Annotated in this window: 34 protein-coding genes; 2 read left to right on the forward strand and 32 right to left on the reverse strand. The window is 50.6% G+C overall.

Features of this window, described 5'->3' with window-relative positions; genetic code table 11:
• Nucleotides 1-221: 221 nt before the first annotated feature.
• The 17 genes from MKX70_RS24030 to terS form a co-directional block, all read right to left on the reverse strand.
• Nucleotides 222-629 (reverse strand): hypothetical protein, encoded by a 408-nt coding sequence (locus MKX70_RS24030; protein WP_340840980.1) that lies wholly within the window; start codon nt 627-629, stop codon nt 222-224.
• Between the two features lie 80 nt (nt 630-709).
• Complete coding sequence (locus tag MKX70_RS24035) at nt 710-1,261, reverse strand: hypothetical protein (protein WP_340840982.1); 552 nt, start codon at nt 1,259-1,261, stop codon at nt 710-712.
• A gap of 20 nt (nt 1,262-1,281) precedes the next feature.
• On the reverse strand, nt 1,282-1,617 hold the full coding sequence (locus tag MKX70_RS24040; protein ID WP_340840984.1) for a hypothetical protein: 336 nt from the start codon (nt 1,615-1,617) through the stop codon (nt 1,282-1,284).
• 2 nt (nt 1,618-1,619) lie between these two features.
• Nucleotides 1,620-2,021 carry a minor capsid protein gene (locus MKX70_RS24045; protein WP_340840986.1) on the reverse strand — a complete coding sequence of 134 codons (402 nt, stop codon included), beginning with the start codon at nt 2,019-2,021 and terminating at the stop codon, nt 1,620-1,622.
• Between the two features lie 4 nt (nt 2,022-2,025).
• A complete protein-coding gene (locus MKX70_RS24050) occupies nt 2,026-2,478 on the reverse strand; it encodes an HK97 gp10 family phage protein (RefSeq protein ID WP_340840987.1) in 453 nt (150 codons plus the stop codon).
• A complete protein-coding gene (locus MKX70_RS24055; RefSeq protein ID WP_340840988.1) occupies nt 2,471-2,686 on the reverse strand; it encodes a hypothetical protein in 216 nt (71 codons plus the stop codon). Before MKX70_RS24055 ends, MKX70_RS24050 begins: the two co-directional genes overlap by 8 nt.
• A gap of 98 nt (nt 2,687-2,784) precedes the next feature.
• The gene (locus tag MKX70_RS24060; protein WP_340840989.1) at nt 2,785-3,171 is read right to left on the reverse strand and encodes a hypothetical protein; all 387 of its coding nucleotides are present in this window, start codon (nt 3,169-3,171) and stop codon (nt 2,785-2,787) included.
• Nucleotides 3,172-3,181: 10 nt separating this feature from the next.
• Complete coding sequence (locus MKX70_RS24065; RefSeq protein ID WP_340840990.1) at nt 3,182-3,541, reverse strand: hypothetical protein; 360 nt, start codon at nt 3,539-3,541, stop codon at nt 3,182-3,184.
• A gap of 64 nt (nt 3,542-3,605) precedes the next feature.
• Nucleotides 3,606-4,691 carry a major capsid protein gene (locus tag MKX70_RS24070; protein WP_340840991.1) on the reverse strand — a complete coding sequence of 362 codons (1,086 nt, stop codon included), beginning with the start codon at nt 4,689-4,691 and terminating at the stop codon, nt 3,606-3,608.
• Between the two features lie 35 nt (nt 4,692-4,726).
• Nucleotides 4,727-5,308 (reverse strand): hypothetical protein, encoded by a 582-nt coding sequence (locus MKX70_RS24075; RefSeq protein ID WP_340840992.1) that lies wholly within the window; start codon nt 5,306-5,308, stop codon nt 4,727-4,729.
• A 15-nt stretch (nt 5,309-5,323) separates the two neighbouring features.
• Nucleotides 5,324-6,025 (reverse strand): scaffolding protein, encoded by a 702-nt coding sequence (locus tag MKX70_RS24080; protein ID WP_340840993.1) that lies wholly within the window; start codon nt 6,023-6,025, stop codon nt 5,324-5,326.
• Nucleotides 6,026-6,113: 88 nt separating this feature from the next.
• Nucleotides 6,114-6,611 (reverse strand): hypothetical protein, encoded by a 498-nt coding sequence (locus tag MKX70_RS24085; protein WP_340840994.1) that lies wholly within the window; start codon nt 6,609-6,611, stop codon nt 6,114-6,116.
• A 5-nt stretch (nt 6,612-6,616) separates the two neighbouring features.
• Complete coding sequence (locus tag MKX70_RS24090) at nt 6,617-7,672, reverse strand: phage minor capsid protein (protein WP_340840995.1); 1,056 nt, start codon at nt 7,670-7,672, stop codon at nt 6,617-6,619.
• A 1-nt stretch (nt 7,673) separates the two neighbouring features.
• Complete coding sequence (locus MKX70_RS24095) at nt 7,674-9,179, reverse strand: hypothetical protein (protein ID WP_340840997.1); 1,506 nt, start codon at nt 9,177-9,179, stop codon at nt 7,674-7,676.
• Between the two features lie 30 nt (nt 9,180-9,209).
• On the reverse strand, nt 9,210-9,464 hold the full coding sequence (locus tag MKX70_RS24100) for a hypothetical protein (RefSeq protein WP_340840998.1): 255 nt from the start codon (nt 9,462-9,464) through the stop codon (nt 9,210-9,212).
• 32 nt (nt 9,465-9,496) lie between these two features.
• Nucleotides 9,497-10,927: a DEAD/DEAH box helicase family protein gene (locus MKX70_RS24105; RefSeq protein WP_340840999.1), complete on the reverse strand. Its 1,431-nt coding sequence runs from the start codon at nt 10,925-10,927 to the stop codon at nt 9,497-9,499.
• Complete coding sequence (terS, locus tag MKX70_RS24110; RefSeq protein WP_340841000.1) at nt 10,917-11,825, reverse strand: phage terminase small subunit; 909 nt, start codon at nt 11,823-11,825, stop codon at nt 10,917-10,919. Before terS ends, MKX70_RS24105 begins: the two co-directional genes overlap by 11 nt.
• A 96-nt stretch (nt 11,826-11,921) precedes the next feature.
• On the opposite strand from terS, the gene MKX70_RS24115 reads away from it, so the two are divergent.
• Nucleotides 11,922-12,569: a DUF4145 domain-containing protein gene (locus MKX70_RS24115; RefSeq protein ID WP_340841001.1), complete on the forward strand. Its 648-nt coding sequence runs from the start codon at nt 11,922-11,924 to the stop codon at nt 12,567-12,569.
• Nucleotides 12,570-12,816: 247 nt separating this feature from the next.
• On the opposite strand, the gene MKX70_RS24120 is transcribed toward MKX70_RS24115, so the two are convergent.
• The 3 genes from MKX70_RS24120 to MKX70_RS24130 form a co-directional block, all read right to left on the reverse strand.
• The gene (locus MKX70_RS24120; RefSeq protein WP_340841002.1) at nt 12,817-13,218 is read right to left on the reverse strand and encodes a hypothetical protein; all 402 of its coding nucleotides are present in this window, start codon (nt 13,216-13,218) and stop codon (nt 12,817-12,819) included.
• Between the two features lie 786 nt (nt 13,219-14,004).
• Nucleotides 14,005-14,313, reverse strand: a complete 309-nt coding sequence (locus MKX70_RS24125; RefSeq protein ID WP_340841003.1) for a hypothetical protein — start codon at nt 14,311-14,313, stop codon at nt 14,005-14,007.
• Between the two features lie 298 nt (nt 14,314-14,611).
• A complete protein-coding gene (locus MKX70_RS24130) occupies nt 14,612-15,097 on the reverse strand; it encodes a hypothetical protein (protein WP_042215813.1) in 486 nt (161 codons plus the stop codon).
• A gap of 170 nt (nt 15,098-15,267) precedes the next feature.
• Between MKX70_RS24130 and MKX70_RS24135 the strand changes: the two genes are divergently transcribed.
• Nucleotides 15,268-15,456 carry a hypothetical protein gene (locus MKX70_RS24135; RefSeq protein WP_340841004.1) on the forward strand — a complete coding sequence of 63 codons (189 nt, stop codon included), beginning with the start codon at nt 15,268-15,270 and terminating at the stop codon, nt 15,454-15,456.
• A gap of 36 nt (nt 15,457-15,492) precedes the next feature.
• Here MKX70_RS24135 and MKX70_RS24140 read toward each other — a convergent pair whose 3' ends face one another.
• From MKX70_RS24140 to MKX70_RS24195, 12 genes are all read right to left on the reverse strand, one after another.
• Complete coding sequence (locus tag MKX70_RS24140; protein WP_340841005.1) at nt 15,493-16,542, reverse strand: DUF5131 family protein; 1,050 nt, start codon at nt 16,540-16,542, stop codon at nt 15,493-15,495.
• A 5-nt stretch (nt 16,543-16,547) separates the two neighbouring features.
• Complete coding sequence (locus MKX70_RS24145; RefSeq protein ID WP_340841006.1) at nt 16,548-17,078, reverse strand: hypothetical protein; 531 nt, start codon at nt 17,076-17,078, stop codon at nt 16,548-16,550.
• A 55-nt stretch (nt 17,079-17,133) separates the two neighbouring features.
• Nucleotides 17,134-17,817 carry a hypothetical protein gene (locus MKX70_RS24150; RefSeq protein ID WP_340841007.1) on the reverse strand — a complete coding sequence of 228 codons (684 nt, stop codon included), beginning with the start codon at nt 17,815-17,817 and terminating at the stop codon, nt 17,134-17,136.
• Nucleotides 17,818-17,839: 22 nt separating this feature from the next.
• Nucleotides 17,840-18,907: a hypothetical protein gene (locus tag MKX70_RS24155; RefSeq protein ID WP_340841008.1), complete on the reverse strand. Its 1,068-nt coding sequence runs from the start codon at nt 18,905-18,907 to the stop codon at nt 17,840-17,842.
• Nucleotides 18,908-19,202: 295 nt separating this feature from the next.
• Nucleotides 19,203-20,882: a DNA cytosine methyltransferase gene (locus tag MKX70_RS24160; RefSeq protein ID WP_340841009.1), complete on the reverse strand. Its 1,680-nt coding sequence runs from the start codon at nt 20,880-20,882 to the stop codon at nt 19,203-19,205.
• Nucleotides 20,883-20,896: 14 nt separating this feature from the next.
• The gene (locus MKX70_RS24165; protein ID WP_340841010.1) at nt 20,897-21,088 is read right to left on the reverse strand and encodes a zinc-finger domain-containing protein; all 192 of its coding nucleotides are present in this window, start codon (nt 21,086-21,088) and stop codon (nt 20,897-20,899) included.
• A 15-nt stretch (nt 21,089-21,103) separates the two neighbouring features.
• Nucleotides 21,104-21,247 (reverse strand): hypothetical protein, encoded by a 144-nt coding sequence (locus MKX70_RS24170; RefSeq protein ID WP_340841011.1) that lies wholly within the window; start codon nt 21,245-21,247, stop codon nt 21,104-21,106.
• Complete coding sequence (locus MKX70_RS24175; protein WP_340841012.1) at nt 21,244-21,369, reverse strand: hypothetical protein; 126 nt, start codon at nt 21,367-21,369, stop codon at nt 21,244-21,246. Before MKX70_RS24175 ends, MKX70_RS24170 begins: the two co-directional genes overlap by 4 nt.
• A gap of 39 nt (nt 21,370-21,408) precedes the next feature.
• The gene (locus MKX70_RS24180) at nt 21,409-21,846 is read right to left on the reverse strand and encodes a DUF5348 domain-containing protein (protein ID WP_340841013.1); all 438 of its coding nucleotides are present in this window, start codon (nt 21,844-21,846) and stop codon (nt 21,409-21,411) included.
• Between the two features lie 17 nt (nt 21,847-21,863).
• Nucleotides 21,864-22,292, reverse strand: a complete 429-nt coding sequence (locus MKX70_RS24185; RefSeq protein WP_340841014.1) for a hypothetical protein — start codon at nt 22,290-22,292, stop codon at nt 21,864-21,866.
• Nucleotides 22,261-22,497 (reverse strand): IDEAL domain-containing protein, encoded by a 237-nt coding sequence (locus MKX70_RS24190; RefSeq protein ID WP_340841015.1) that lies wholly within the window; start codon nt 22,495-22,497, stop codon nt 22,261-22,263. Before MKX70_RS24190 ends, MKX70_RS24185 begins: the two co-directional genes overlap by 32 nt.
• Before the next feature lie 32 nt (nt 22,498-22,529).
• Nucleotides 22,530-23,510, reverse strand: a complete 981-nt coding sequence (locus MKX70_RS24195; RefSeq protein ID WP_340841016.1) for a hypothetical protein — start codon at nt 23,508-23,510, stop codon at nt 22,530-22,532.
• Between the last annotated feature and the right edge of the window lie 42 nt (nt 23,511-23,552).

The raw sequence follows: 23,552 nt of genomic DNA on the forward strand, positions 1-23,552 counted from the left end.
TGGAAGCACTTTGATATAGCGATTAATGATTTCCTGCCGGACTTTCGCATCAGTGATATGTGGATAGGATGCAACCTCAAGCTGAGCAATCATTTCCGATGCACGGGCTTGATCCTTCAGCAAGAGCAACTGAGGCAAGTCAATAAAGAAGTACTCGTTCTCAATCTGATGCTGCGTCTTATCCAGTACCGTGCAGCAGCGTAAAACAAAATCGTCATAGGTTAACCCTGGGCCTGATTCTGACGAGCCGCGATTGAGGTCACGAACTGCTGCGCCATCGGGGGAACCAGGCCGCTTAAGTTTTTTAGGGCTGCATTCATGTCGTTCTTGGCCCAAGTGAGATTCAGGAACTCCGTGCATTCAGCCAGGCTCGCCTGCTCGCTGAGTTCGTCTATATCCAAATCGCTGAGTAGCGATGTGAGTTCGTAGATTTCATCGATCATGACTTCCGCTCCGGCGACGATCATAATGGAACGGTCGGCCGGTGGGACCAGGAATACTTTGACGAGAAGATCACCGATCGTGCCGAGGTGGTCTGTCAGCTTCTTCAGGCGGTTCCTGGTAAGCTTAGGTATGGACACCGTGCGGTTACCGAGCTTCAGCTTCTCTTTTCTGATAAGTGGAAACACATTCATCCCTCATTTCTCGGAATACAAAAAAAGGAGAAGGCACAATGCCCTCTCCCAGAATGGTTCTATTCAATTATGTTTTACGCTGTGGCTGTGATATCGCCCCAGGTGTAGAGCAGGCCCTTCGGTGTGGCATTAACATCCGGATAAGCCATAGCAGCAACAGTCAGCCGCAGGTTGTTATCCAGGACGAACGCGGCGTTCATATCAAACTTGATGCCGACACTCTCGATGTAAATGAACCGGGACGGATCAGTGATGCCCTGCGGCTTTATAACCGCCCGCTTGCGCGGCAGCTCCTTACCAGCCAAACCTGTGACCTGATACTTCACCTTTGCAGGTGTGTCGCCGTCTACAACCTTGGATGCATTCGGGTTGTAAGTGACAACCTTCTCGAAGTCCATATCTGGAGTCTCAAAGTTGATCGCTCCTGTGGTACCCGTGACAATGGACTTCACCGGCGCGGTACCCGTTTGGTCAACGGTTGGTTCGAAGTAAGTTGTGGTCGTTGTGAAATTGATACCGCCCTGGGTCAGGTCAATAGTGATCGCATCAGATTCCTCAGTTCCATTCGCGTTAATCCCCCATGTAAAGATGCCGGGGCCTGCGTAAATATTATTGATATCACTCATGAATTAATTCAGCTCCTCTCTTATGATTGCAAGCTCAGAACACCCACGAGGATGTCTGTGCTTACGGAAAAATCGACATGGACAAAGCCGCCCTGGTTATACAGCTCGGCATCGAATGGTCCAATGAAGCTCTGATCACCTGCAGAAACAGAAACAACCTTCTGCCCGGTGCGACCGTGTTTATCGGTAGACATCGGAATCGTCACATTCACTGCGCTGCCGGATCCGTTATCGACGTACAACAGCTGCGCGCCGTTGTTCTGGAATTGCATGTCATCTGCGGAGTTTGCTGCCTGCGTTGCCAACTCTACTCCCGCCAAACTTGCGGTTGATCTCGCTATCGTGGCTCTAGCCATGATTATTCCTCCCTCGCGTAAAACTCAAAATTTGTTGAATAGATCGGCCTGTCCTTTTCATCCAGCCCAATGAAGATCGGCTGCATTGTAGCTACGCTGGAAAAGACATAGGTGCTGCCGAGCATGTAATTCGATTCTCGGTGCAGCAGCTTGGACAATCCCTTCGCCACTATCTCAGCCGCCGCCATATTAGCCGGGTTGGCCTTGTAGGACTTTCCCTTGATGATAATCTGATAGGACGGCCGCTCCGTCGGAACATAGTCATCCGGCGGAGGACCGCCAGAGTCTTCAACGAAGAGGCAAGGAAACTTTGCCTCAGGGAGATCTGCGGGTATAAAGTTAGCATCCGGATATACGGAGTAGCCGGCTGCTGTCAGGAAAGTAATCAGATCACTTGCGAGCATGGCATCACCATCCTTCCAATATCTTGGACAACTCACTCTTGATCAGCTTTTCGTTTAGTTTGATGGCATTCGCCAGGTACTTCTTGCCCGGCATATAACCTCTATAATTGCCTTTGCTCAAGGTCTTCTCCCCAGGCTTGAGTGTAATCACCTTGCCCAGCGAAGACTTGTTAAATCCCTCATGCTGGATGACAGAGTAATCATTCACATCTACAGTAGCCCCGAAGTCGATGGAGGATAATCCAATTAGCTGAACAAGTTCCCCAACTTCCAGGGCTCCCTCCAAATCACCGATATCATTAGGAGCCAGCCTCTTCGCATCATGGATGATCTTCATGGCCAGTTTGGTCAATGTCGCATCAAGGCGGATTTCGATGTCCTTCTCCAGATCATCGAGCCGGTCAATGATCTTGTCCAAGCCGTCCAGTTCGAAGGAGAACGCGCCGTTATCAGCCATACAGAACCACTTCCTTGACATCATCGGTACCGAGATACTTCCGGATCTCATAGTGTTTAACATCGATGCGGACCTCTGTGCCAATCGCATCGATGTACAGAAGCCAGTCATCGAAGCCGACAGCATTGATTCCCTCCAGGTAAACGGTGTAGGCGACCGTGATCTCCTCGCCCTTGGCGTTTTTAACGAGTTTTTGTTCCTCGACCACCTTGGCATCCTTCTCCACCGGATCAGCTGGCAGAGGGCGGCCCCAATCATCGACACCGGGGTGATAATGGATAACGGTCGCTGGGTAACCGAACAGACTCATATCAGACACCCGCCATATTGCAGGTCAGTGCCGTCTTCTTCAGCCTCTTCTTCTGCAATCTCGCTGGCCGTCTTCCCTAGCAGGTCCCGCACGTCCGGAGCCACAACATCACGGATGCCGCTATACGTGACGCCCTCTCCATGATCATCTACTGACTTGACGCCATGCTTCTGAAACTTAAGCGCCGGGTCCAGCCCTTGCATCTCCCAGATGGATTGCAAGGCGATAACCTCAATGTTCAGGACCACAGCAGGATACCATCGAGCCAGATTGCGCTCTGCCTGCTTCACGGCCAGTGGCTGCTTCGCGGGCTTCTTATCCCATGCATCCGTATCGAGGACGTTCTCCGCTATCCAGAGGTTGACCTCTTCGGTAGTGGGCATGACTCATCACCTACTTCTTTTCAGCTTCAGCAATGGCAACAGTAAGTTCCTCGGCCGTCTTGGTGTCAAAACCCTCGATGTCCAGTTCAGCAGCCTTCGTGCGGAGTTCTTGTAGCTCGGCCTCTTTCTCGGTAATGGCTTCCTTCAGTTTTACTTCACCCAGACGGCCAGCCTGCGGCACGCCGAGTACCTTTGCCCGCTCCCGCAGTGCCTGCAGTTCGGTGTCATCCTCCGGCAGGGGTTCGACTTCATCGGCATAATCTTTAGCTATCAGATCAACAGCAATCTCATCATCCAACTTGCGGATGATATCCCCCGGCTTCAACCACTTCCCGCCGTTCTTCACAACGCCTTTCAATTTGATATCCACTTCATTCACCCTTTCCTCTAAGTGATCTTACGTGATAAAAGAAAAGAGCCCCCGGAGGAGGCTCCTAGATTACGGTAGCGCTCATAACAGAATCGGCATACGGGAACGAAGGGAACGCCAAGTTCACACCGACCGTGCGGAGCCGCAGTGGATGTTTGCTGACCAGATCACGGAAAACGTAGATACCATTTTCGCCAGTAGCTTCCGCCTCGATGCCGGATACCATGGACTCGGTTGTCTCTGCCCACAGGTAGTCACCCAGTTTGCCTCCCGGCAGCATCACGAACCGATCTTCCGGTGTCATGCGGACGGTGCTGTAACTGGTCTTACCATTAACCAAGGCAGTGTTCTCTGTCCGGGCAATCGTATCGTAAGCAAGGATACGCGGCAGCTTCATCCGGTCGGTGATAGCATCCAACTGGCTCGAATCCAATTGCGGCGGAACTGCTGTTCCGGATGGGTTGCCGAAGTAGAATTGCCTCATGGAAAGGTTGTTCAGCAGGTACGAGAGAATTGTCTGGCTGGTGAATGCACGTTCCAGAATTACGCCACGGGCTTTCTGGATGTTAAACCACGTCTGCATGTCGAGAAGTGGTGTGGAATTCACCAGGTCACTCCAACGGTCAGTACCACTGAGGACAGGTTTCTGATCATTGGTAAAACCATAGTCAACAGTAATACGGACATCGTCTTCAACATAGTTTACAGCACCGAGGCTTGCTGCCTGCATAGCGATCCACTCTTTACGAGCCCGGATACTGGATACTGCATACTTCGCATCATCCAGCTGATCCCGCACAATGCTGGCAACTTCCTGTCTCCGAAGGCCTGACGCCTGGCTTGCCATCAGCAGCAGACGGATCAACTTCTCGTCCATCCAGCGACCGCGCTGAATCTTAGGAATCTCAATGCGCTGTCCGGATGTACCTTCACGGGAACCGTACTTAGTTTCAGTCCCAAGGTGTGCGATCGATGCCATAACAGGCAGCGTCGATGCCGACTTGATCACATCAATGGTAAGCTCGTCCGTTTGCAGTGGCGGGAACAGGATATTCTGCCAGTAGTCATTCTGAATCGTGAGGTTAGACGCATAGACCAGCAGTTCCTCCCCGGACAGCGCCTCTTCTAACAACAACAGTTCTGGATCCATATGTTATTCATTCCTTTCAAGTGAGTAGAATTGGATTAAGCAAAGGTGATGCCGGGCATCTTAGCTTTAAGAGCAGCATCAACGGTAACGGCCAGACGTGCAGAGATGAGCTTCGCCACTTCGACGCCGCCGATGACATGGTCACCATCCTTTACGTTGGCCGTGCGGACAGTGAAGAATGTCGGAGTGTCGCCTCCGTCTGCCATGGTCAGCACGCCGTTAGCGGTGGTATAGGCATTAGTAATCGCCGTGAAGGAAATCGTCTTAGTGCCGGTATTAATCGCGGTGATAGTCTTCGGCTCGGTGTTCGTGCCGTTGTAGAAGGTAATGATATCCCCGACCACCAGCCGACTGACATCATTGAGCACAGCTGTAGTTGCATTTGCTGCGACGTTGGCAGTAAGCGCAAGCCCGCCAGTGTACGGACGATATTTGCCAGATGCCGTGATCTTCGCCATCGGCGTACCCTTTTTGATAATCCGATTGCCATTGGCATCAGCCGGAACCTTGGTGTAATCGACGGTGGCGCCGTTCGTAATGAACCGGACAACTTCCATCGAAGCGAAGATTTCATAATCGCCTTCCACTTCAAAGAGTGGACGTGGTTGTAATCTCATAACGAGTACTCCTCCTTATTTTTTTGCCCAAGGATCATTGGCAGCTGCAGTTGCAGTGCTGTCGTTTTGGGCCAATTTCTTAATGTTCTCAAGCGCTGACTTCTTCTGGTCCGGGGAGTTCGGAACGGTTGCACCGAATCGGCCAGTGCTTCCAGTCTTAGCCTTCAGCAGGTGCGGCTTTTTCTTTGCCAGCGCCTCCAGCGCTTCCTTGACGCCCTCCAGCTCGCCTTTGTCATTCTCCTTGACGGCGGTCAGATCAGACAGCGCGGCAGCATCCTCCCAATCGGCAAACCCGAGTTCGTTCGCCAGTACCTTTACCTCGGCATTTAGCAAGCGTTTGAAGGTCTTGTCGTTCTGTTCCTTCTCACGCGCCTTGATTTTGTCCTCGACCAGGCGGTCGACTTCAGCGGGATCAAGTTTCCCGTCTCCAGCCTTATCCTTGTCTTTCGGCTTCAGGGCAGCCTGCATGGCTTCGACGGAGTCATAACCCAGCTCCTTCGCCAGCGCAACTTGCCCTGCCTTCTCCGCGCGGGAAACACGCTTTTGGACTGCGGCATCAAGCTCGGCCTGCGTGAAGGTCTTGTCACCGCCTTTATCTCCCGCAGCACCAGCACCGCCCTCGCCGCCTGCTCCTCCAGCTCCACCTTCACCGCCGCCACCGTCCGGTGCGAAGAGTTGATGAAACCGTGGAAACCGTCTTGAAATATATGTGTACATGTTGTTGACCTCCTGTTTTATGCCCGGGTAGGCTTCCTCGATAGGCAGTTTAAAGTCATGCCACGGTTTGGACAAAACAAAAAGCCGCCTATTTAGCGACTTGGTGTGCCATATCTTTAAAAATAATAGTTGCAGGGCCATCGGAGTCAATAACCACGTTGTTCGTTTTGAAATGGAAATGCTCGCCTGCCGCAACCCTGACAACTTCACCTTCAGATCCTCGCCTCAATGCAATCAAACCTTTACTGATTGCTTCAATGGCCTGCTCCTCGGCAATTTGGAGTGGTCCATCTGTGAACTTTCCGGTTATCGGATATAAGTGAATATGGAGCAGCTCATGAACGAGGTATTGCTCCATGTCCTGAGGCAGAACATTATCTGGATCATAATCGATTGGATCGAGGATAAGGATAAGTGCAATCCGATTCGCCAGAGTGATACGAATCTCTGCATTCAAATCAGTGTCTGACATATCACGTAAACGTGACAACTTAACATTTATGATCCAATCCTGCAGCCGGAGCACCTTCTGCCATTCTGCGCATTTGATTTGCAACTCCTCTTCAGTGTAAATAACAGTATCCAAGGCAATCAGCCTCCCTTCTTCTTAATCTCAATGTTGGCCGCCCGATAGAGTTCCTGCAGCTCCCCGTATTTCTTGGTGCCTCGCACTTTTCCACTGGCAAACTGTTTCAGATCAGGCGTATCGTTCGGAAGCGTGGCCTTGTACCTGATCCATTGCTTCCGGGTCTCATTCTTCCGCGACTTTTCCCGCTGCAGCTCGTTGTACCGCTTTATATTGGCTTCGGTACGGCTTTCTTGGTCGAATGACCGATTGCTATCCTTAATGGTCTGCTCAACCTCTGCGTCAGGTGTATATTCTTCAACCCATACCGAAATGGAGTGAACACAATGGCTATGATACGGCGGCCGCAGCTCCAGCTTTGGGAATCGCTTGTCTGCTCCGCTGATGGAGTAGACACGGCCCTGATACTTGGCACACATCGAACAGGTGATGCCGACAGAGTTGACATACACCAGGTCCTGTCCGTTTTGCACGGCCATGTTCTCGGTACCGGTGACATGCGCCTTGCGCTGATGATACTGCACAACGCCAGCCATGTACTTGTCAGCAGGAATCTCCGCTCCATTTTTCGCAATCATCCCGGTGATGCCCTGCTTATTAACCTCAGCAACAGCATTCTGCGTAGCCTGCCGCCGGCTGACGCCCTGGATACGCGACTGCTTATTCGCACGGCTGACAGCAGTTTCAATCCGCCGCTTTGCATCGCGGCTCATATGTTCGGACGCCTCAAGAATGGAATAGAATCCCTCGTCTGAGATCGTCTGTGCCGCCTGCTGGTGGATGATAGTCTTAAGCGAACTGTTAACCGTTTCAGCTGCTATACCTGCTGCCGTCATCTGCTCAACCGCTACGGCAGCTCCGTTACGGTATTCAGAGCCAACCAGATCAGCCAGACCTTGTCCGGCACTACTGGTCAACTCCTCGACGATCACCTCAACCTGCCGAAGCAGCTGCTGCCTGCGGCGATTCGAGATATTGCCGTCCTCCAGCGATTGGACGAGGGCACGCAGGCGTTCATCCGTCAGGACATACTGAGCGATAAGTTCCTCCGACGTAGCCATCCTACACCGTCACCCGGGGCGGCTGCGTGTAGGTCGGGTTTAAAGTGTCGACCGCCTTCTCATCCTGGATCTTCTGAATTTCTGCAGCAATTGCTTCCTCTGACCAATCCGGATGCAGCCGGCGAACCGTGGTTTCAAGCGATTGGACTCCGTCAACATACTTCTTGCTCTCTTCCTCGTCCTTCTCGCTCTCAGCCTTCGGCAGCATGGTTCCCCATTCAATGACCGGGTTAACAGGCTTCAGTCCGCCTTTACCAATCGCATTTTCGAGCAACATGCACTTCCGGATGGCGTCCTTGATTGCTGAGTCAAACTTATCTTTGATCGCCTCGGCCTTAATGACCGACTGTATCCAGAGATAGAGCAGCGCAATACCGGTATCGCCCTTGGCATCCTCCAGCCCAGCTGCCTGAACAGAAGTCTTGGAAACGGCCAGCAGGTACCGAATCAGCCTCTCAACATGCTTGAAAGACTGGTCCGTCTTGGCATCCCAGGTGATGTATTGCGGGATGGCCCCGGTCTTCTCATCGAAGGAAACAACCTCCAGATCAGCTCCACGAACAAACCGAGCACCGTAATCACGCTGGTTCTGGTTGGCGACCGTATCCCACAGTGCCCGCGGAATCGCCAGCTTCGGCTTACCGTGCTTATCGAAAACGATGGAATCCCGGGTGATCGTCCAGTTGATTTCCTCCTGGATAGTGTCGATGTTCCGCAGAGCCGAACGGCCTCTGGGGTGCAGCAGGGTTTCATCGTTGATGACAAAGCCGCAGAGCAGCTCATCCACATCCTTCAGGGTCTGATCATCCGGGATCTCGATCTCATAAGTCGCGGCATACTGGTTGATATCAATCTGATCGCCAACACTGTCGCCGTCCATCTTATAGACATGCTGCTGGATGGTGAGCCCTTCATCACTGAGCTCCTGGCGCTCCACCCGGAGGAACTTCAGTTCTCCGCCCTTACCATCATCCCATTTCTCAATCCATGCCAGGTCAGCCCCGTTCCCATCCTCATGCGGAAAGTACCGATCACCAAGCACCCATTCGAACCAGACCTTACCCTTAGCACTCCGCCGGATCCGGTAAGCGATCAGACCGTCAACCTGGTGCTGTGTGACTGCTGACCATATCTTGTCATTCGGCTTGGAGGCGGTGACCACGGCAGAAACAAACTCCAGCTCCGGCCCCGCTTCCACGTCCGCCGACACATTACCGAGCGCACGGTTGATCAGGTCAGCCGGCACTTCAGCTACAAGAGAAGCGAAGTTGACCACGACATACTGATGCTCGCTTGTTATCTTGATGTCTGCGCTCATGCCGCGACGGATTAACCCCGGACGCGACCGCCGGAACACCCGCTCCGTGGTTTGGATGCTGCGAGCCCGCGGGAAGATCTGGTCATGATCTCCGCCATAGAGCAGCCGGTAATAGTTCATATCCTCGACTTCAACGTCATACGGCGGCGGCGGGAAACGCTTCTTGCTGTAAATGATGGTCACGGTCATTCCTCCTTTCTGGGCAATAAAAAAAGCCGCTCATTTGAGCGACTGCATAATTTTATCAACTTCAATAATTACCGAATCGATAGAGAAGTGAGTCAATCCATTGAATTTTTCCTGATAGTACTCATGGGCTTTAACATTATCCTTCCATACCTCAAACCCGACGGCTACACTTGCATTGTCGTAATTGCTGGCCAGTCGTGTTTTTAATACATCTTGATCAACTGTCGCCAATTCAAGACTCGGAACGTGGTAATCAAAATAGTTGAAAAGGACGAAGATATACATTCAAAGCCCTCCCTTTGCACCATAATATCACATTACCAACCACCAGGCCGCATAATGGTGTATTGCATATCTGGTTCGGTTACAAATGAAAGGATCACGGCGTCAGCTCGGTCAGGAGAATCAAGCCCGCGCTTCTTCATGTCCTCTTTCCGCTCCAACGCAATACGTCCCTTGCTGGTCATGCGGTACTTCCGCTGGGATAGCTGAGTGATCAGCCTCTCATCATTCGGAAGCTCAATCTCCATTGACCCACCCTGCAGATGCTTGGAAAAGGCTTCTTGGAGAACATCTCTGAGAACGGCCCATGATTCGGTACCTCTGTTCTCGTAATGTTCCAGTTCATCATCGGTAGCCTTACTGCCGTTATTCACTGGGATGACCCACCAATCTGTCAGCCCCTCCTCAAGGATCACCTCATTCAAACGGTCCGTGACTCCACCGCCGACGCCACTGTCATCGACCTTGATCTCAACACGGCGAAGGCCCGGCGTATGTCTCAACATATCCCGGCCAGCAGCAATAACCCTGCCGGCGGTAACCATCGTGTCCTGCTTGTTGTAGCATTGCAGCGGAAATACCTTCATGCCGACTCGCAGAGCAATAACCGTTTCATCATCACCAAAGCGCGCCACGTCCACGCCGATGTGAAGTGTGTCACCCCTGGCTTCAATATGAGCAGCTGCCGCAAGCTCCACCAGCTCCAGCGGAATAAACGCATCTGCCTCTGCCTTTGGAAACTCCCCGAAGACCCGGACCCGGATCACATCGCTGTCTGCACCGTATTTATCGATTAGCATTTCGATGTTCTCGCGGCTGGTACGCTTGCTATCCCGGCTATCGACCTTGTGGGTCTTGAACTTTGCCCGGTCCCGGTTATGAGAATCATAAAAAACCCCACTCGTTCGAGTCGGGTTGCTGCATAACAGAAGCTTATTTCCATCACCGGATAGTGTACCGAGTATGGTTTCCATGATCTTGTCACCGATACCAGAGGCTTCGTCTACTACAAAGAGCATGTAGTCTTCATGGAAACCAGCCATGTTTTCCGGCTTGGTCGCGGTACGCGCTGTAGCAAACCAACGCTCCTCATGACCGACCATGTAAATCTTGGTCTTTGTCCACTTCAATAGGTTCTTCACCAGTGAGCGCTCCAGCCATTTAGAAACCTCGGCCCAAAGTACATCATGCAGTTGTTGCTTGGTTGGAGCTGTACACACCACCTTGGGATTTGGCCGGCAGCAGAGAAACCAAATAACAAGCGCTGCCTCAAATGCTGTCTTCCCGACTCCCTGACCTGAGCGAACGCTTGTCCGCGGATGCATAGATACATCAGCCATTGCCTTCCGCTGCCAGTCATCTGGATCAAAGCCGAGCATGTCTTCGGAGAAGGCGACCGGATCGTCCCAATACAAATCGATGAGATCCGTCAGGGCAGCGACAACATTATACGGTTTACTGCTCATGCTGTTCACTCGCTTTCAAGGCTCTACGCCGCTCCGCGATCTCACGAATAGTATCTGTCCAGCTTGCGGTCGCACCTTCAGCACCTTGCAGCTTCTGAAGCTCAATCCGGAGGATTTCTGTGCGAACCTGCTTCTCCTCATCAACAGCGATGAGTTTGTTCTTCAGCTCAATAGCCCGGATCTTCTTATCCTGGATGCGGGTAAGGGCTTCTTCCAGCTTCAGAATGTCATCCAACTTGCGGAATGTCTTCTCCTCAACCTTGGACAGCACCATCTCATCACGATTAACTGGAACATTCTTCGTGATGCCTGACTTCTCGTCATGAACTGTGCCTATACCCTTAATGCTCTTGAGCTCCTGAAGCTCGCTTCGTTCCTTCTCGGAAAGTCCATCCATCAGGTCTTTGATTCGTTGCATCATACGGCGCTCCCGCACAGAGAGAAGGGTTATGGAGTCATCGGCCTGCGCAACTGGATCGGTATTGATATGATCCATGAGCAGCTGCTCGGCTTCAGTAAGAGTGTCCAACCATATGGTTTCATGCTCGCCAGTGGTAACAGCCTTCTTATTGCCGAAGGGACCGCCGTGGCCGCCTTTGTTTCCCAACGCATTCTTGCTGCCGGGAGGAGCACCGCCACGATTGCCGACAGCGTTCTTGTTTCCCTTCGGCGCGCCAATCTTTCTTTTAGAACGTTCCGGTTTATTTGGAGCGTTCCCTTCATCAGTTCGGAACGTTCCGTTTAATTGGCCGGACCAGTTATCCTTACTCTTCCAGCCCCGGATCGTCCCAGCAGACACATTCAGCTGAGCAGCAATTTCAACAAGATCGAGCTGCCCGCCACTGTCCAGCCACATTTTTTCTGCTTCTGCCCTTTTTGGGTCTCTTTCTCTTGGCATTTACATTTCACCACCTCCGAAATTTTATTGATAAAAAGGGTTTTTATGAAAATAGTAGAATAAATTCTATATAAAAAAGAAAGGGAACGTGACTTAATGAACGCAGAATATTTTCCACCAAAGCATAAGGAATCGTCTTTTCATTGCCCCTATTGCGGTGTTCTCGCACAACAAACATGGGGGGACTTGTTGCATAATGTTGGTAATCAAATAGGTTATGTTGACAAGTTTGATGCAAGCAGATGTGGTCATTGTAATAAAATTTCTCATTGGCATAATGGACTTTTAGTAATACCAAATGTTAAAACAGCACCATCAGCACATGTAGATATGCCTTTATCAGTAATTGAAGATTATAATGAGGCGCGTGAAATTGCCAATCTATCTCCAAGAGGCGCAGCCGCACTTCTTAGATTGGCTATTCAAAAATTAATGAAAGAGCTTGGAGAACCGGGCAAAGACATTAACACTGATATAGGCTCTTTGGTTAGAAAAGGACTGCCCGATGAAATACAACAGGCGTTTGACATACTTAGAGTAATAGGCAATGAATCTGTACATCCTGGGGAACTAAATTTAAAAGACGATATAGAAACAGCATTACAACTATTTGATCTTATTAATTTTATTATTGAGGATCGAATATCTCGGAAAGCGAAAATTTCTTCACTCTTTTCACGCCTGCCTGCTGGAAAGCTAAAAGGCATTGAAGACCGGGATAAAAACAAACCTGTCAGTCCATAATGCCGTATAATTTATAAGAGGTCCGATTGAGGCGATGTCGCTCACATTCGACCTCTTTTTATGTTATGTCGGTTTTGTGTAGGGTCAGGCTCAAATGTATCAGCACGCTGCGTGGCTTGCTGCTCCCTGCCATTCTCCGGCTTCATCCTCACAAACGGACGCCATCCACCAAAAACGCTTAAATCACCTCACAGAAGGCCATATATCGACATGAAAAAAGCACCCTTGATATTGGGTGCTCACTCACTCATTGAATCGTAATCCTGGATCGTTGCAAATATTCATCAAAACTATAGCCATGAATAGAGTTGAGTATTTCTCCTATTGCATATTGCTCTTTGGTTATAGTCATGGTGTTTAATACTGGGTAAGGAATATACGACCGATGTCCATCGACTGCCACGGTATAAAACTGTTCGATTATAGAATCATTAAACTGAAGAAAATACTTCTTTCTTACTGCATTTTTATCCGGAAAGCTTCTTGCCCAATCCTCATAAAACCCTTCATCACCAACAGATTCAGATCTATCAGAAAGAATAGATATTCTGATGTCTCCCATAAACACATATTTTCCGATATCGTCGTCATAAATCCAATCATCAGGCGATGAGTTGGAAATAAGAGACTTAAATTCGCTATATCTCATTCTGCGCACCTCCCTTCGACATCATATTTCGACGCTCAGGAAGATTTTCCCTTCTGACAAACAGGCCTTCCACAAAACTGCCTTGTTCCTACCCAGCGCCCCCATACACAGCGTGCGCATTTAGCTGGCTGATTCGGATGTTCTTTAACCAGCGGAGGCCGGATGCTATTCTGTTTTCTTGCCATGCTGATCACCCTTTCGTGAATACAATCGAATCCAATCATGCAAATCGCTTTTCGATAATGAACTGGACTGAAGCGCAACTGCTAGTTCCCGTTTCCACTCTTCAGAACCGAACTCATAAAACCTTGCTGCTATCTCCACCAGAATCCCCCTTTCCTCATAATAAAAAAGCCACCCAATTATGAGCGACTTCGGGATATGTATTCGATTAAATCCTGCAATGAGCCTGGTCTATAGAGCGGCGTCCGCTAAGCGTCCGCAGCAAATGCGCTGCGCTCTTTGCTTAAATCTTTACCTCCATTGTTACAGAGGAGAACAACACAATTTTACTGAGCTTGAGAAATCGGAGTCAAAGCCGCCACAGCTGATCTCAGCAGATATGCTCACGTAAATCTCATTCTATCTCTTCATTGCTCACTCTTTCGGCAAATGCTGCCGAGAGTATTTCCGGACGGTTCCATCTATTAACTTAGCTTCTATAACCTTGAGCCCCGAAGTAACTTTATCTGTGCTGATGACCCGGGCAGGCTCATGCACGATGTTGCCATTTACCCGATATCCGAATTTCCTAATGTTCCCGAATTTCACGATGAGCACCTCCAGTTATACCGGCTTATATTTCAGCTTCAGTTCATCCATCATTACCTTGACTTCTGCCTGCTCCCGTTCAATCCTTTCTTGGAGAACATCACGTTTCGCAGGATCCTTCAAAGCAGCGAATCTATCCCGCAGCTTAGCGATGGAGCGCTGTTTCTCACGGACGGCAGTGTCCGTATAAAAGGACGGATAGTGTTGTTGGCAGTAAGGACACTCAAAATACGTTTCCTCAATTGAGTCTTCAAGTCGGCGATGCTGCACGAAGATATGAAATCCACCCTTACAGTTATCACATTTAACCGGCATACCGTTCATAGTAACCCTCCAGAAGTTTGATTTGATCTTATCATCGGTTGGAACAAATTAAATCCGGCACTCACTCAGGCGGCCGGCTGCCTCCACGATCCGAACTTTAACCGTTGTGGTCACGGTTCTAGGGGGACAAGGGTAACAAGATCGGAGTAAAAGAAAAAGCGAGAGGAGGTACGCCTCGGTTAATGCTGCATTGCTGCAGCCGTGCGTGTCACTCTCGCCTGATTTCCACATTACCAATATAGCACGGTAGAATCTTCATGTGGTGTTCAGAAAACCCCGCTATTCCGCCATGTTTTCATCAGTTCCTCTTCAATATTTCATCGAAGAATCCCATCTGTACCAAGGAGTTCGCTATCATCTTGGTTCCCCGCTCAATGTAACGATCCACGGTGCTGCCTGATGCGTAAGTAAACAGGATCGTATTACTGCGGTTATGTCCTTCGATGAATCTGGCCTTGATCACCTTCTTTATTCCCTGGTGCGGAATCAGGTTATATGCTCGGAAGATCATGAACGTATAAACGCGGTACCGCTCATACATCCATTTCTGCTTTTCGGTCAGGATTACAGCATTGGCTGTCTTGTCGGCGTGCAGCTCGTCCGCACTCAACCTGCGGGCAGCCTCTCCATCAACCGCAACCTGAGCCATTTCTGATTGGAACCCGTTGAAATCTTCTATAAACAAAATCATGTCCCGATATCGTTCGAGGTAGAACTCGGTCTCTGTAATCTCCTCCTCTGATGCTTTAGCAAACAATTCCCCTTGCTCGTATGCCATCGCCATTCCCCTCATTCCCCTTTATGTTATAATGTCAAGAGGAATGATTTACCGAAATGACCCCCGCCCCGGCCAAGGATATGGGGGTCTTTGCTTTGTCTACTGTCCAGAATCTTCGAAATGCGTTTACCTCATGCTATTATTCATTTATTCTGTTCTATATGGAGGTGGGTAGTTTGGTTACTTATAAACAAATCACTGCTTATATTAAAGAAGAACATGGTTATACAGCTCAAACTTGTTGGATTGCACATATGAAAGAAGTTTGCGAATTAATTCCTAAAAACCCTTCTAGAGTTAAACCATGTCCACCAAACAAGCAGAAAGACTTGTTAGAAGCATTTAAGCATTTTAATATGATTTAGTTTCTCCCTGCTTAGCTAGAAGTCGCTAAGCCTTTTTTATTGCTGCGCCATCCCTCCAGGGAACTCATCCCACTTTCGTCCGTCCAACTCTCTGCCCGCAGCCTGCATACCGATCCGGCATACCGATGTGTCCGGGTCGAAATGAAACCACGGCTTACCCTTAATTCCGGGCTCGTTGCAGCGCAGGGCATGAGTCTCCCGCCATTCACCCCACTGTTTGAAGAAGAACGGCACACCTGCAGCCTGACACTGGTCCCGCAGCTCCTGCACCCACCACGGATGCATTGGCCGGGCTTTGGAGCCGCTCTCTCCGCCTACTATGACCCAATCAATGCCGGCTGTGTGCTGTTTAGGCTCTCGTCCGCAATGGCGCATACCATCCGGGGTTCCAACTGAACATTGATTCTCCCACCCGTAAGTAGCATCACCTGGGTTGAATTTGTGCCACTTCCATATATCAACCGGACCCAGCAATGGCTCGCAGCTCAGAAAACGGATGGCTGCCGGAGTCTGCAGCAGGAGTGGTATCCGTTCATCTGCAGCCTGCTGGTTCTCAACACTTACGCCGAGCCAGAGGTTAGGCAACGGCCACATTTCTTCAATCGGCCATCCGCTGATGTACTCCGAATAGAACACATCCCCATCATCCATTATCAAAATACCGTCCAGCGCCTTGCTCCAGCGCTCCAGCAGCCGTTCAGGTCCTGCCGAGAAGTATTCCCGCATACGCTCCGGCCGCTTGGTCAGCAACATATAGGTGTGCTTGCCAACTCCCTCCAGCATGTGAGATGCAAGCATGATACCGAATACCTGGTCAATGTACGGCTGCGGTACTTCCTGGTGGAAAAGGTCGCTCATACTGTTGACGAATATCCGCCGGTCTCTCTTCCAGCGAATCGGCTGCATCAGCTTATCCGGCCGCAATGTCACATCAAATCCTGATTCAAAGTAATGTCCGGGAACACCTTTGAAGCGCTCCGCGAAGCTCTTGGCGTAGCAGTTCCGGCACCCTTCGCTGACTTTGCTGCAGCCGGTGACCGGATTCCACGTGGCGTCACACCACTCAATGCCTGTTTTGTCGCTCATACTGGTTATGCCTCCCCTTTAAAATCGACTATGCAATCAGGTAATGCACCATATATCAGTCGCTCTCCAATTTTGGAGAGTCGCATCCATATTGGATCGCCAGCATCGCGATGTCGTGTTAATAGTTTTGTTGCTCCACACCAATCCACCTGGTGCGGCTCATATCCCCAGATCGCAAAGTTATATGAGGACCATAATTCCCGGCATGCATCTCTTAGTGGATCATCGCGGTAATCAGACCGTTTGTTTTGACCCAACCTCAGATGGTACTCAACTGGGCTTAATACGTCCGGCGGAATGATTACTTTTACGTCAACATGCTCATATCCAGAGGTTGTTACGTTTGGATGTGATGGCATCCAAAGCAGATTATTAATCTCGATCTTCAGGGCCCGCTCTGATTTGAGTTTCTCGTATTCATCCCAGCCTAATGCCTTCCGGCTCTCGGCGATTCTCTCCTGGAGACTCTCCGATTCAAGTAATTTCTGAGCCTGCAGCTTCTCTTCATTCAATATTTCAAAAAGATCAATCTGCATCTGCTTATCAGCTCCTTTATAGGGGGAGAGGGTGGTTAACCCTCCCTCGAATGGCTTACTCGTATTCCGGGTTTCCAAACTCCGTTTCGTAATCATCAAGGATCAGCTTCGCCTTCTGAGACCACATCTTGAACAGAGTTGCATCCAGTCCGTACATACCGCCCATAATCACGCGGTTATCAAAATTTTTGTCAGCTACCTCAGCTCTCGAAATAGTCATATCTTTCTCAAGAGAGATCTTGTATTTGCATTGGTACCATTCAACATCTTCTTTCGGGTCCATATAAACGTATTTGGTGCCGTACTTCTCCTCGACAATAACAGTGATTTGCTCAACCTCTTCATAGGACAACTCTTCAAGTTTGAGTTCATCCTCAACCATTTCTTTAACTAATTCTGAAAGCATGTACTCGTTTTTCCCGGTTCCAAGCAATTCTTGTAACTGTTCTTGCATTCTGGCAACGCCCACATCATGAACTGAACGTTCAATTTCGCCCTTTATCGCATTCAGAATTACTTGGTTGTATGAAGGTATGTCCAACTTTTCAAGGTTGATCTGGAGTTGACTATTCACCGCCTCTTTCAATCCTTTGCCGAAATCGCTCCAACTTCTCAGAGAGTCTTCCACAATATCCTTGATCGTAGTTTCAAGCTGCTTTTTAATAATCTTTTCTACGTATCCTTCCTTTTTCAATTCAGCCAGCTTATCGTTAATGATCAGATTCATATCCATGCTCATGGCCGTTCTCTCCTTATAGGGGCTATGCCCTGATTAGTAGCTCATCTGGATTCCATTTCTTCTGGATCGCCGCCTCCCAGCCGCTTACCCACCGGTTCAGCTCCGCTCCATGCACCGCGCTTATCCGCTCATGCTCTGCTGCGTAAACCTCGTCCAGCGGCCGCCTGCTGTAGTGCAGGAATGGAATGCTCTTCATGATCTTGCTGCCGGTACGCTGAACCTTTCGCAGCGCTTGGTCGAAGTAACAGGCCTTCAGGAAGGACAGGGGCTCCGCTTCGATAATCTCGTCCCAGTCCATCCCTATGTCCCGGGCTCCATCACAGTTGAAGGGGCAGAGGTAGCAGCGGGAACGCCGTGTAGGGAATCTGTTGTCCTCCAGAAACCGGATGCTGCCGGCCGTAGTCTCGTTCTGCTCCACCAGCGGATAAGCCAACCGAACGTATTTGAACTGCGGGGACTGGCTGGTGTTGATCCGGCGGATCTCGTCGTATGAAAAGCCGATGTCAATAATGAACCCGATGTTATCTGGCATCTGCTGCCGATACCCCAGCCCATGAAGCTCCAGCACCGCCCGGCGGGCCGCCTGCTTGACGGGAACAATCTTGAAGTCCACCGTGCACTGCCTGGGCATCATCCCTGCCGCCTTAATCTCTCCGGTAACCGGGTCCATCGTGCTGCAGTATACTGGCATTTGGAACCGCTGATAGTCCGTATGGATGTAGCGCATCAGCATTTCTTCCAGCCCACGCTCCATGCTGCTGTGATGTGTGATTATAAAAGGCGTGGTATTCCCGCAGGCCTGCTGCCGCCGCTGCCACCAGGCAACCTGCTCATGAATGAACTGCGGCTCCGCACCGGTGTCAGAAAATATGATGTAGTCATAATGGATAAGTCCCTGAAAGTGCTGCTCCAGCAAGTGTGCGGATTGCGTGCCGCCGCCGAAGGAGAGAACATGGTATATGCGATCCCGGCCCAGCTCCAGCAGTTCCGCTTTGATTTGCGCTTTGGTCTTGAATATCCCTTCGCGGTATTTCTTGTGATCACGGTAGTCGGGAGTGATCTCGAAGAGCTCAAGCTGTTCGGGCTGCATGTCTGTTCCCTCCGTGAGCGATAAATTATTTTTTATGAAAATTAGGTAAATGGGATTTTCCTCCCGGTAATGAAGGACCAGAACCATTAAAGATGGTTACTCAATTGCCGGGAGGCTATATATCATGCAAATCATTAATAAAGTTTCTGAGAAAGTAACCAAATTCGTCACTAAACATCCCTTAATAACTGAATACCTATTAGTTCCATTCCTTTTACATTTAGGTGACAAATTATTTTGGATCCTTGTTGGATTGCTCATAAACTAAAGTCCAACTGCCCAGTTGTGGGCCTAATCATTGCAGCACTGTCGGCCTCTGTTCCTCACCAGGAGCCACCCATACCGGATTCCAGCTAAGCTGAAAGGATATGCCCGCTTCAGCTTCCGCTGCCGCCATCAGGATGACATTGCCCATAGCCTCCTCAGCTCCCGGAGGAACAGCATTCCCGATGTACTCCCGTGCCTTGGCATCATTACAGCCCTCAAGCTGGAACGGTCTGCCGTCTGGAAGATGCGTAGGGAAGTTCTGCAGCATGGCGAGTTCATAGGTAGTGAGCGGCCGGTGCCAAGTACCATCTTGGGCGATTATCACCCAAACTCCCTGTTCGTTGTCTTTCGGAATTCTCGGATCAGCTACCGCTGCAGCTGAAGCATGAATATCGGCGCTGCCAATCACTGTCTTGGCTGGCTGATCCCAGTCTTGGACACCGTAGCTATCCGCCCGTGGGGTGCATTTCAGCAAAGGATCTGCAATGGCAATAGCCCCGCTGCCAAATCGCGTACCTGTCACACATGGCGCCACCTCGTCAACCCGCACTACCCGGTAGGCTGCCGGGTGACGACTAGGCCGTTCCTTCAATGCAGGATCAGCGATGCTGGCTCCGCCCTGATATGGTCCAGCAGCACCGGTTATGCAGGAGGATTGTTCATCTACCGATTGTATCCGCAGAATATTTGTCTTGCCTTCGCTGTTAATATGAAGCCGTGGGTCCGACACTGCGGCAACACCATTGCTGCGACCGGGTCCCGCCGTGCTGGTTACTGCTCTGCTCGGTTCATTCCAATCAGCCACTTCGTATGCCCCTCGCCGCGGTTCATGTGCAATTCGCAAGTTCTGCCAATCGACCTTGTTCAGATCTCGCCAATCTCCGCCGGCGAGTATAAGGGCCAATCGCATCCAAGTCTTCCACTGCAGCTGCTGTAATTTGTTCATCGGACCGCCTGCAACTGTATCTCCTGGGGCAGGCAAGGGTCCAAGTACCTCTCCGATGCTCTTCATGGGCTTAGCTTCAGGGTAATAAATCACATTTGGAATCTGCTTCGGATCGCGAGCCTTAAGAAGAAACCGCACTCGATTTTGCCCAAGCCCACCAATGGTGCCCAGGTTATGATCAGACCGAACACTTACCTCATATCCGTATTTCTTAAGCATCTTCAGAATTTGCTTCAATAAAGGTTTGCCCCGACTGGTGATTCTCGGTACATTCTCCAGTTGAATGACTGCCGGGATGGATCCCCCATATTCCAGACAAGCCTGCAAAGCCATTTCCAATCCATGAACAGTAAGGAAATTAAGTGCCTGATATTGAGCTGAAGCAGCTCTATCAGACGGAAGCAGTCCGCTGAGTCCCTTGCATGGTGGTGAGAGGAACAGGAAGAACGGGACCTGCTCCTTGAATGCCAGCCAGATATCCCAAGGCGTTGTTTCCCTCCAAGTATCAGGCGCCTCATGTCCGTGCCAGGCTTCATATTGCCAACGCTTGAACAAATCCATTACAACGGATGTATTCTCACCACAGATCAAATCATGATTGCGGCATGCTACCGGATCGTTATCGATCGAGCACAGCACCTTGAACTTATAAACCTTGCCGCCAAATTCAACTGTTGAGCGCATTGCTCCGGCCGTGGCCCCGCCGATCCCCGCAAAGAGGAACGCTGCAGTTTTATAGATGATGTTTTCTGGTAAGCCCAAAGCTTCACGCCCTTTCACGTATGATCACGTACCAATTCCCGACCTTGTAACTGCAGCAGCCCGCCCACCGGACACTGCTTGTTGCAGTTCCCGTCTATCTTGGAATAAGTGCTGCCGTGCTTCTGGTTAAGCTCCACACGCTGCGGGCAGACCCCGCAATGCTGGAGGATATCGCTTATTGCATATACCGCCTGCAGTCTGGTCATTATTCAGCATCCTTTCTATATAAGGCAGCTCAGCAGCAGCCAGAGAACAAACATCGCTATGCTGAACCGGACAAGTACCCGATTCGCGCTCGGCAGCTCCTCTTCCCGCGCCGTCATAATCCGGCCGTTGTCGTCTCTGAAGCGAATGACTGTTTTCATCGCGGATACACCCTCTTCATTTTGTAGTTGGTCTTGCCCCACTTCTGCCGGCGGCGCCGGAACAGCTCCGCAGCAGCCTCCTGCCGCAGAACCGGGTGCGCGCCGGTGTCCCACATAATCATTCGTAATTGCTGGGGAGTCGCAGCGCGCCAGTTCATAGCTCAACCAAAGCGCTTTACGCGTTTGACCCTTACCAACACCCCCGCCAACGGTAGCTCTGGCTCGGCGACGATGTAATAATCTCCATTGTGTTCGATCCGGCTTGCACGCCACATGTCCGGCCATCCGTGTTCGCCACGTTGCAGGTATTCAACCCGCGATCCGGAATTCAATTCGAAACCGCCGACTTCATAACGGCCCAAGCCGTTCTTTGCGAGTTGCCCTTCCGCTACCACTTGAGCATTCAACAGATCAAATGCAGTCCGGATGTCATCAATCCGTTCACCAATTGCTCCATACTCTTTCCGCAGATACTGGTCCTGAGGATCATTGCGGTCATAATTTTCTGTCCAGCCTTCCTCCGCTCCTTCGATCGCTGCCTGTACCATACGCAGCTTAGGCATCAGGCCTGCCAATGCATCGTGTATCACTTTCTTCATAATGAATCCCTCCTGATTTATACAATCCTGGCTTTGCTCCAAAATCCCTTAGTGTCGGTGTTAGCCGCTCTATTTCGCTTCATCAGGAAATCATAGTACCGTGGTCCGTACTTCTCGACCTGGTCCTTGCGATTCTGGATAATGTCAGCGACTAACTTATCCAAATCATTGGTACAGTAGAAGTATTTGAGATAGCGATCCAGTTCGACATAACTGTGATCGATGTTCTTCAGTAAATTGAAGCGATTAGAGCGGCTGAGCTTACCCATGTGATCACTAATCCGGACGCTGTTCGCCACGCCGTAATCAAATTTGAGGTAAACACTGTTAGTGGTGAAGGCGTCATACCGCTGTACGGTGATTCCGTGGGCCTTAACCGCCCGGGTGATCCGGTCTGCTAACTTCCGGATGGATTCATCCTTTGGACGCCGATGTGACTTGCCCATAATCCTGCACCGCCCTTACTCCGGCCAGTTCCGCCGAGTACTGAAAGAACGCTTCCGGGTCCGAATCATCCAGTGCCTGGTCGATCAGCTTGAGTAGTCGTTCCTCATTAAAGCTCTGGATAGAGGCTTGCCAAATTGCATCAGCGTGAACGCTCAGCATAGCTCCATAACGCAGCTGCATGAGCATCCCGAAATCGATGAACATCGCGCTCCCTCCTTTGTAAGAGAAGAAGCAGCTTACGCTGCTCCTCCGCCACCCTTCATTTTCTTAGCTGCCAGTTTCTTGTAGGCGCTGAATTTCCCCTGGAACTGTCCCTTGGTCATTCCCTGAGAAACAGCGATCTCCAGCCAAGTCTTGTCTTCCTTAGCCCGCTTCTCAATCAGCTCCGGGAACGGGATAGGCTGCCCTTGATGCTCAATTTCTGGGAAGATCGGGCGTTCCTTCAGAATGAAGGCATCCAACTCGTCTTTATCCACTTCCTCAGCATCTGTAGGGTCTGCTGGGTCCTGACCTGGTTCACCGGCGGGGTCACCTCCAGGCTGTCCGCCTTCTGCATCCCACTCCGGCACGAATCCATCGCCTTCACCATCTTGAACAGGGCCATCTGCTTCTTCAATAACGATATCTCCGTCTTCACCTTCAGCCGAACCGCCATCTTCAGTGACTGGAGCTGCCTCCGCTGCTGCGGAAGGGGCTACACCCTGGGACTGCATCCACTCATGCCAAGCTGCTGCGGAAGGGGCTACACGCTTGCGGTATTCATCAATCTTTTCGACGATCTTGCCGCTGCTGATCCCGAGCTCGGAAGCGATCTTCATGTAAGTCTCCCCGCCGGCCAAACGCAGGGAGAAGGCGACGAAATCATAATCCAAATCCTCGAAGGTCGGTGCCAGGCCGGACTGGATGAATTCTTCGATGATGGCCAGTTCGATCTCTGCCGGCAGTTGCTTGATCTCAATCTTCTCGGCGGGCAGCCCCAGGTCCATCGCAAGCTGCTCACCCTCAGGCTTCACCTCGGAAACAACGCCGTTATCCACCCGGTAGGTCTTGATCGGCTTCTCTGTCCGGGCGTTGATCTCAATGTTGTAATTGACCACTGCGGAATCCAGCGATGCCGTCACCTTATCCCCGATCATTTCATGCAGCCATTCAATCTTTCCGCGAAGATCTTCCCCGGCCACAACCAGCAAGATGTTCACGTCACCGTCAGCCTTCAAGTCAACCTTCTTTACCAATCCTTTAAAATCGAGATATCCCAC

The organism is Paenibacillus sp. FSL R7-0312 (assembly GCF_038004445.1).
GTDB lineage: Bacteria > Bacillota > Bacilli > Paenibacillales > Paenibacillaceae > Paenibacillus_AQ.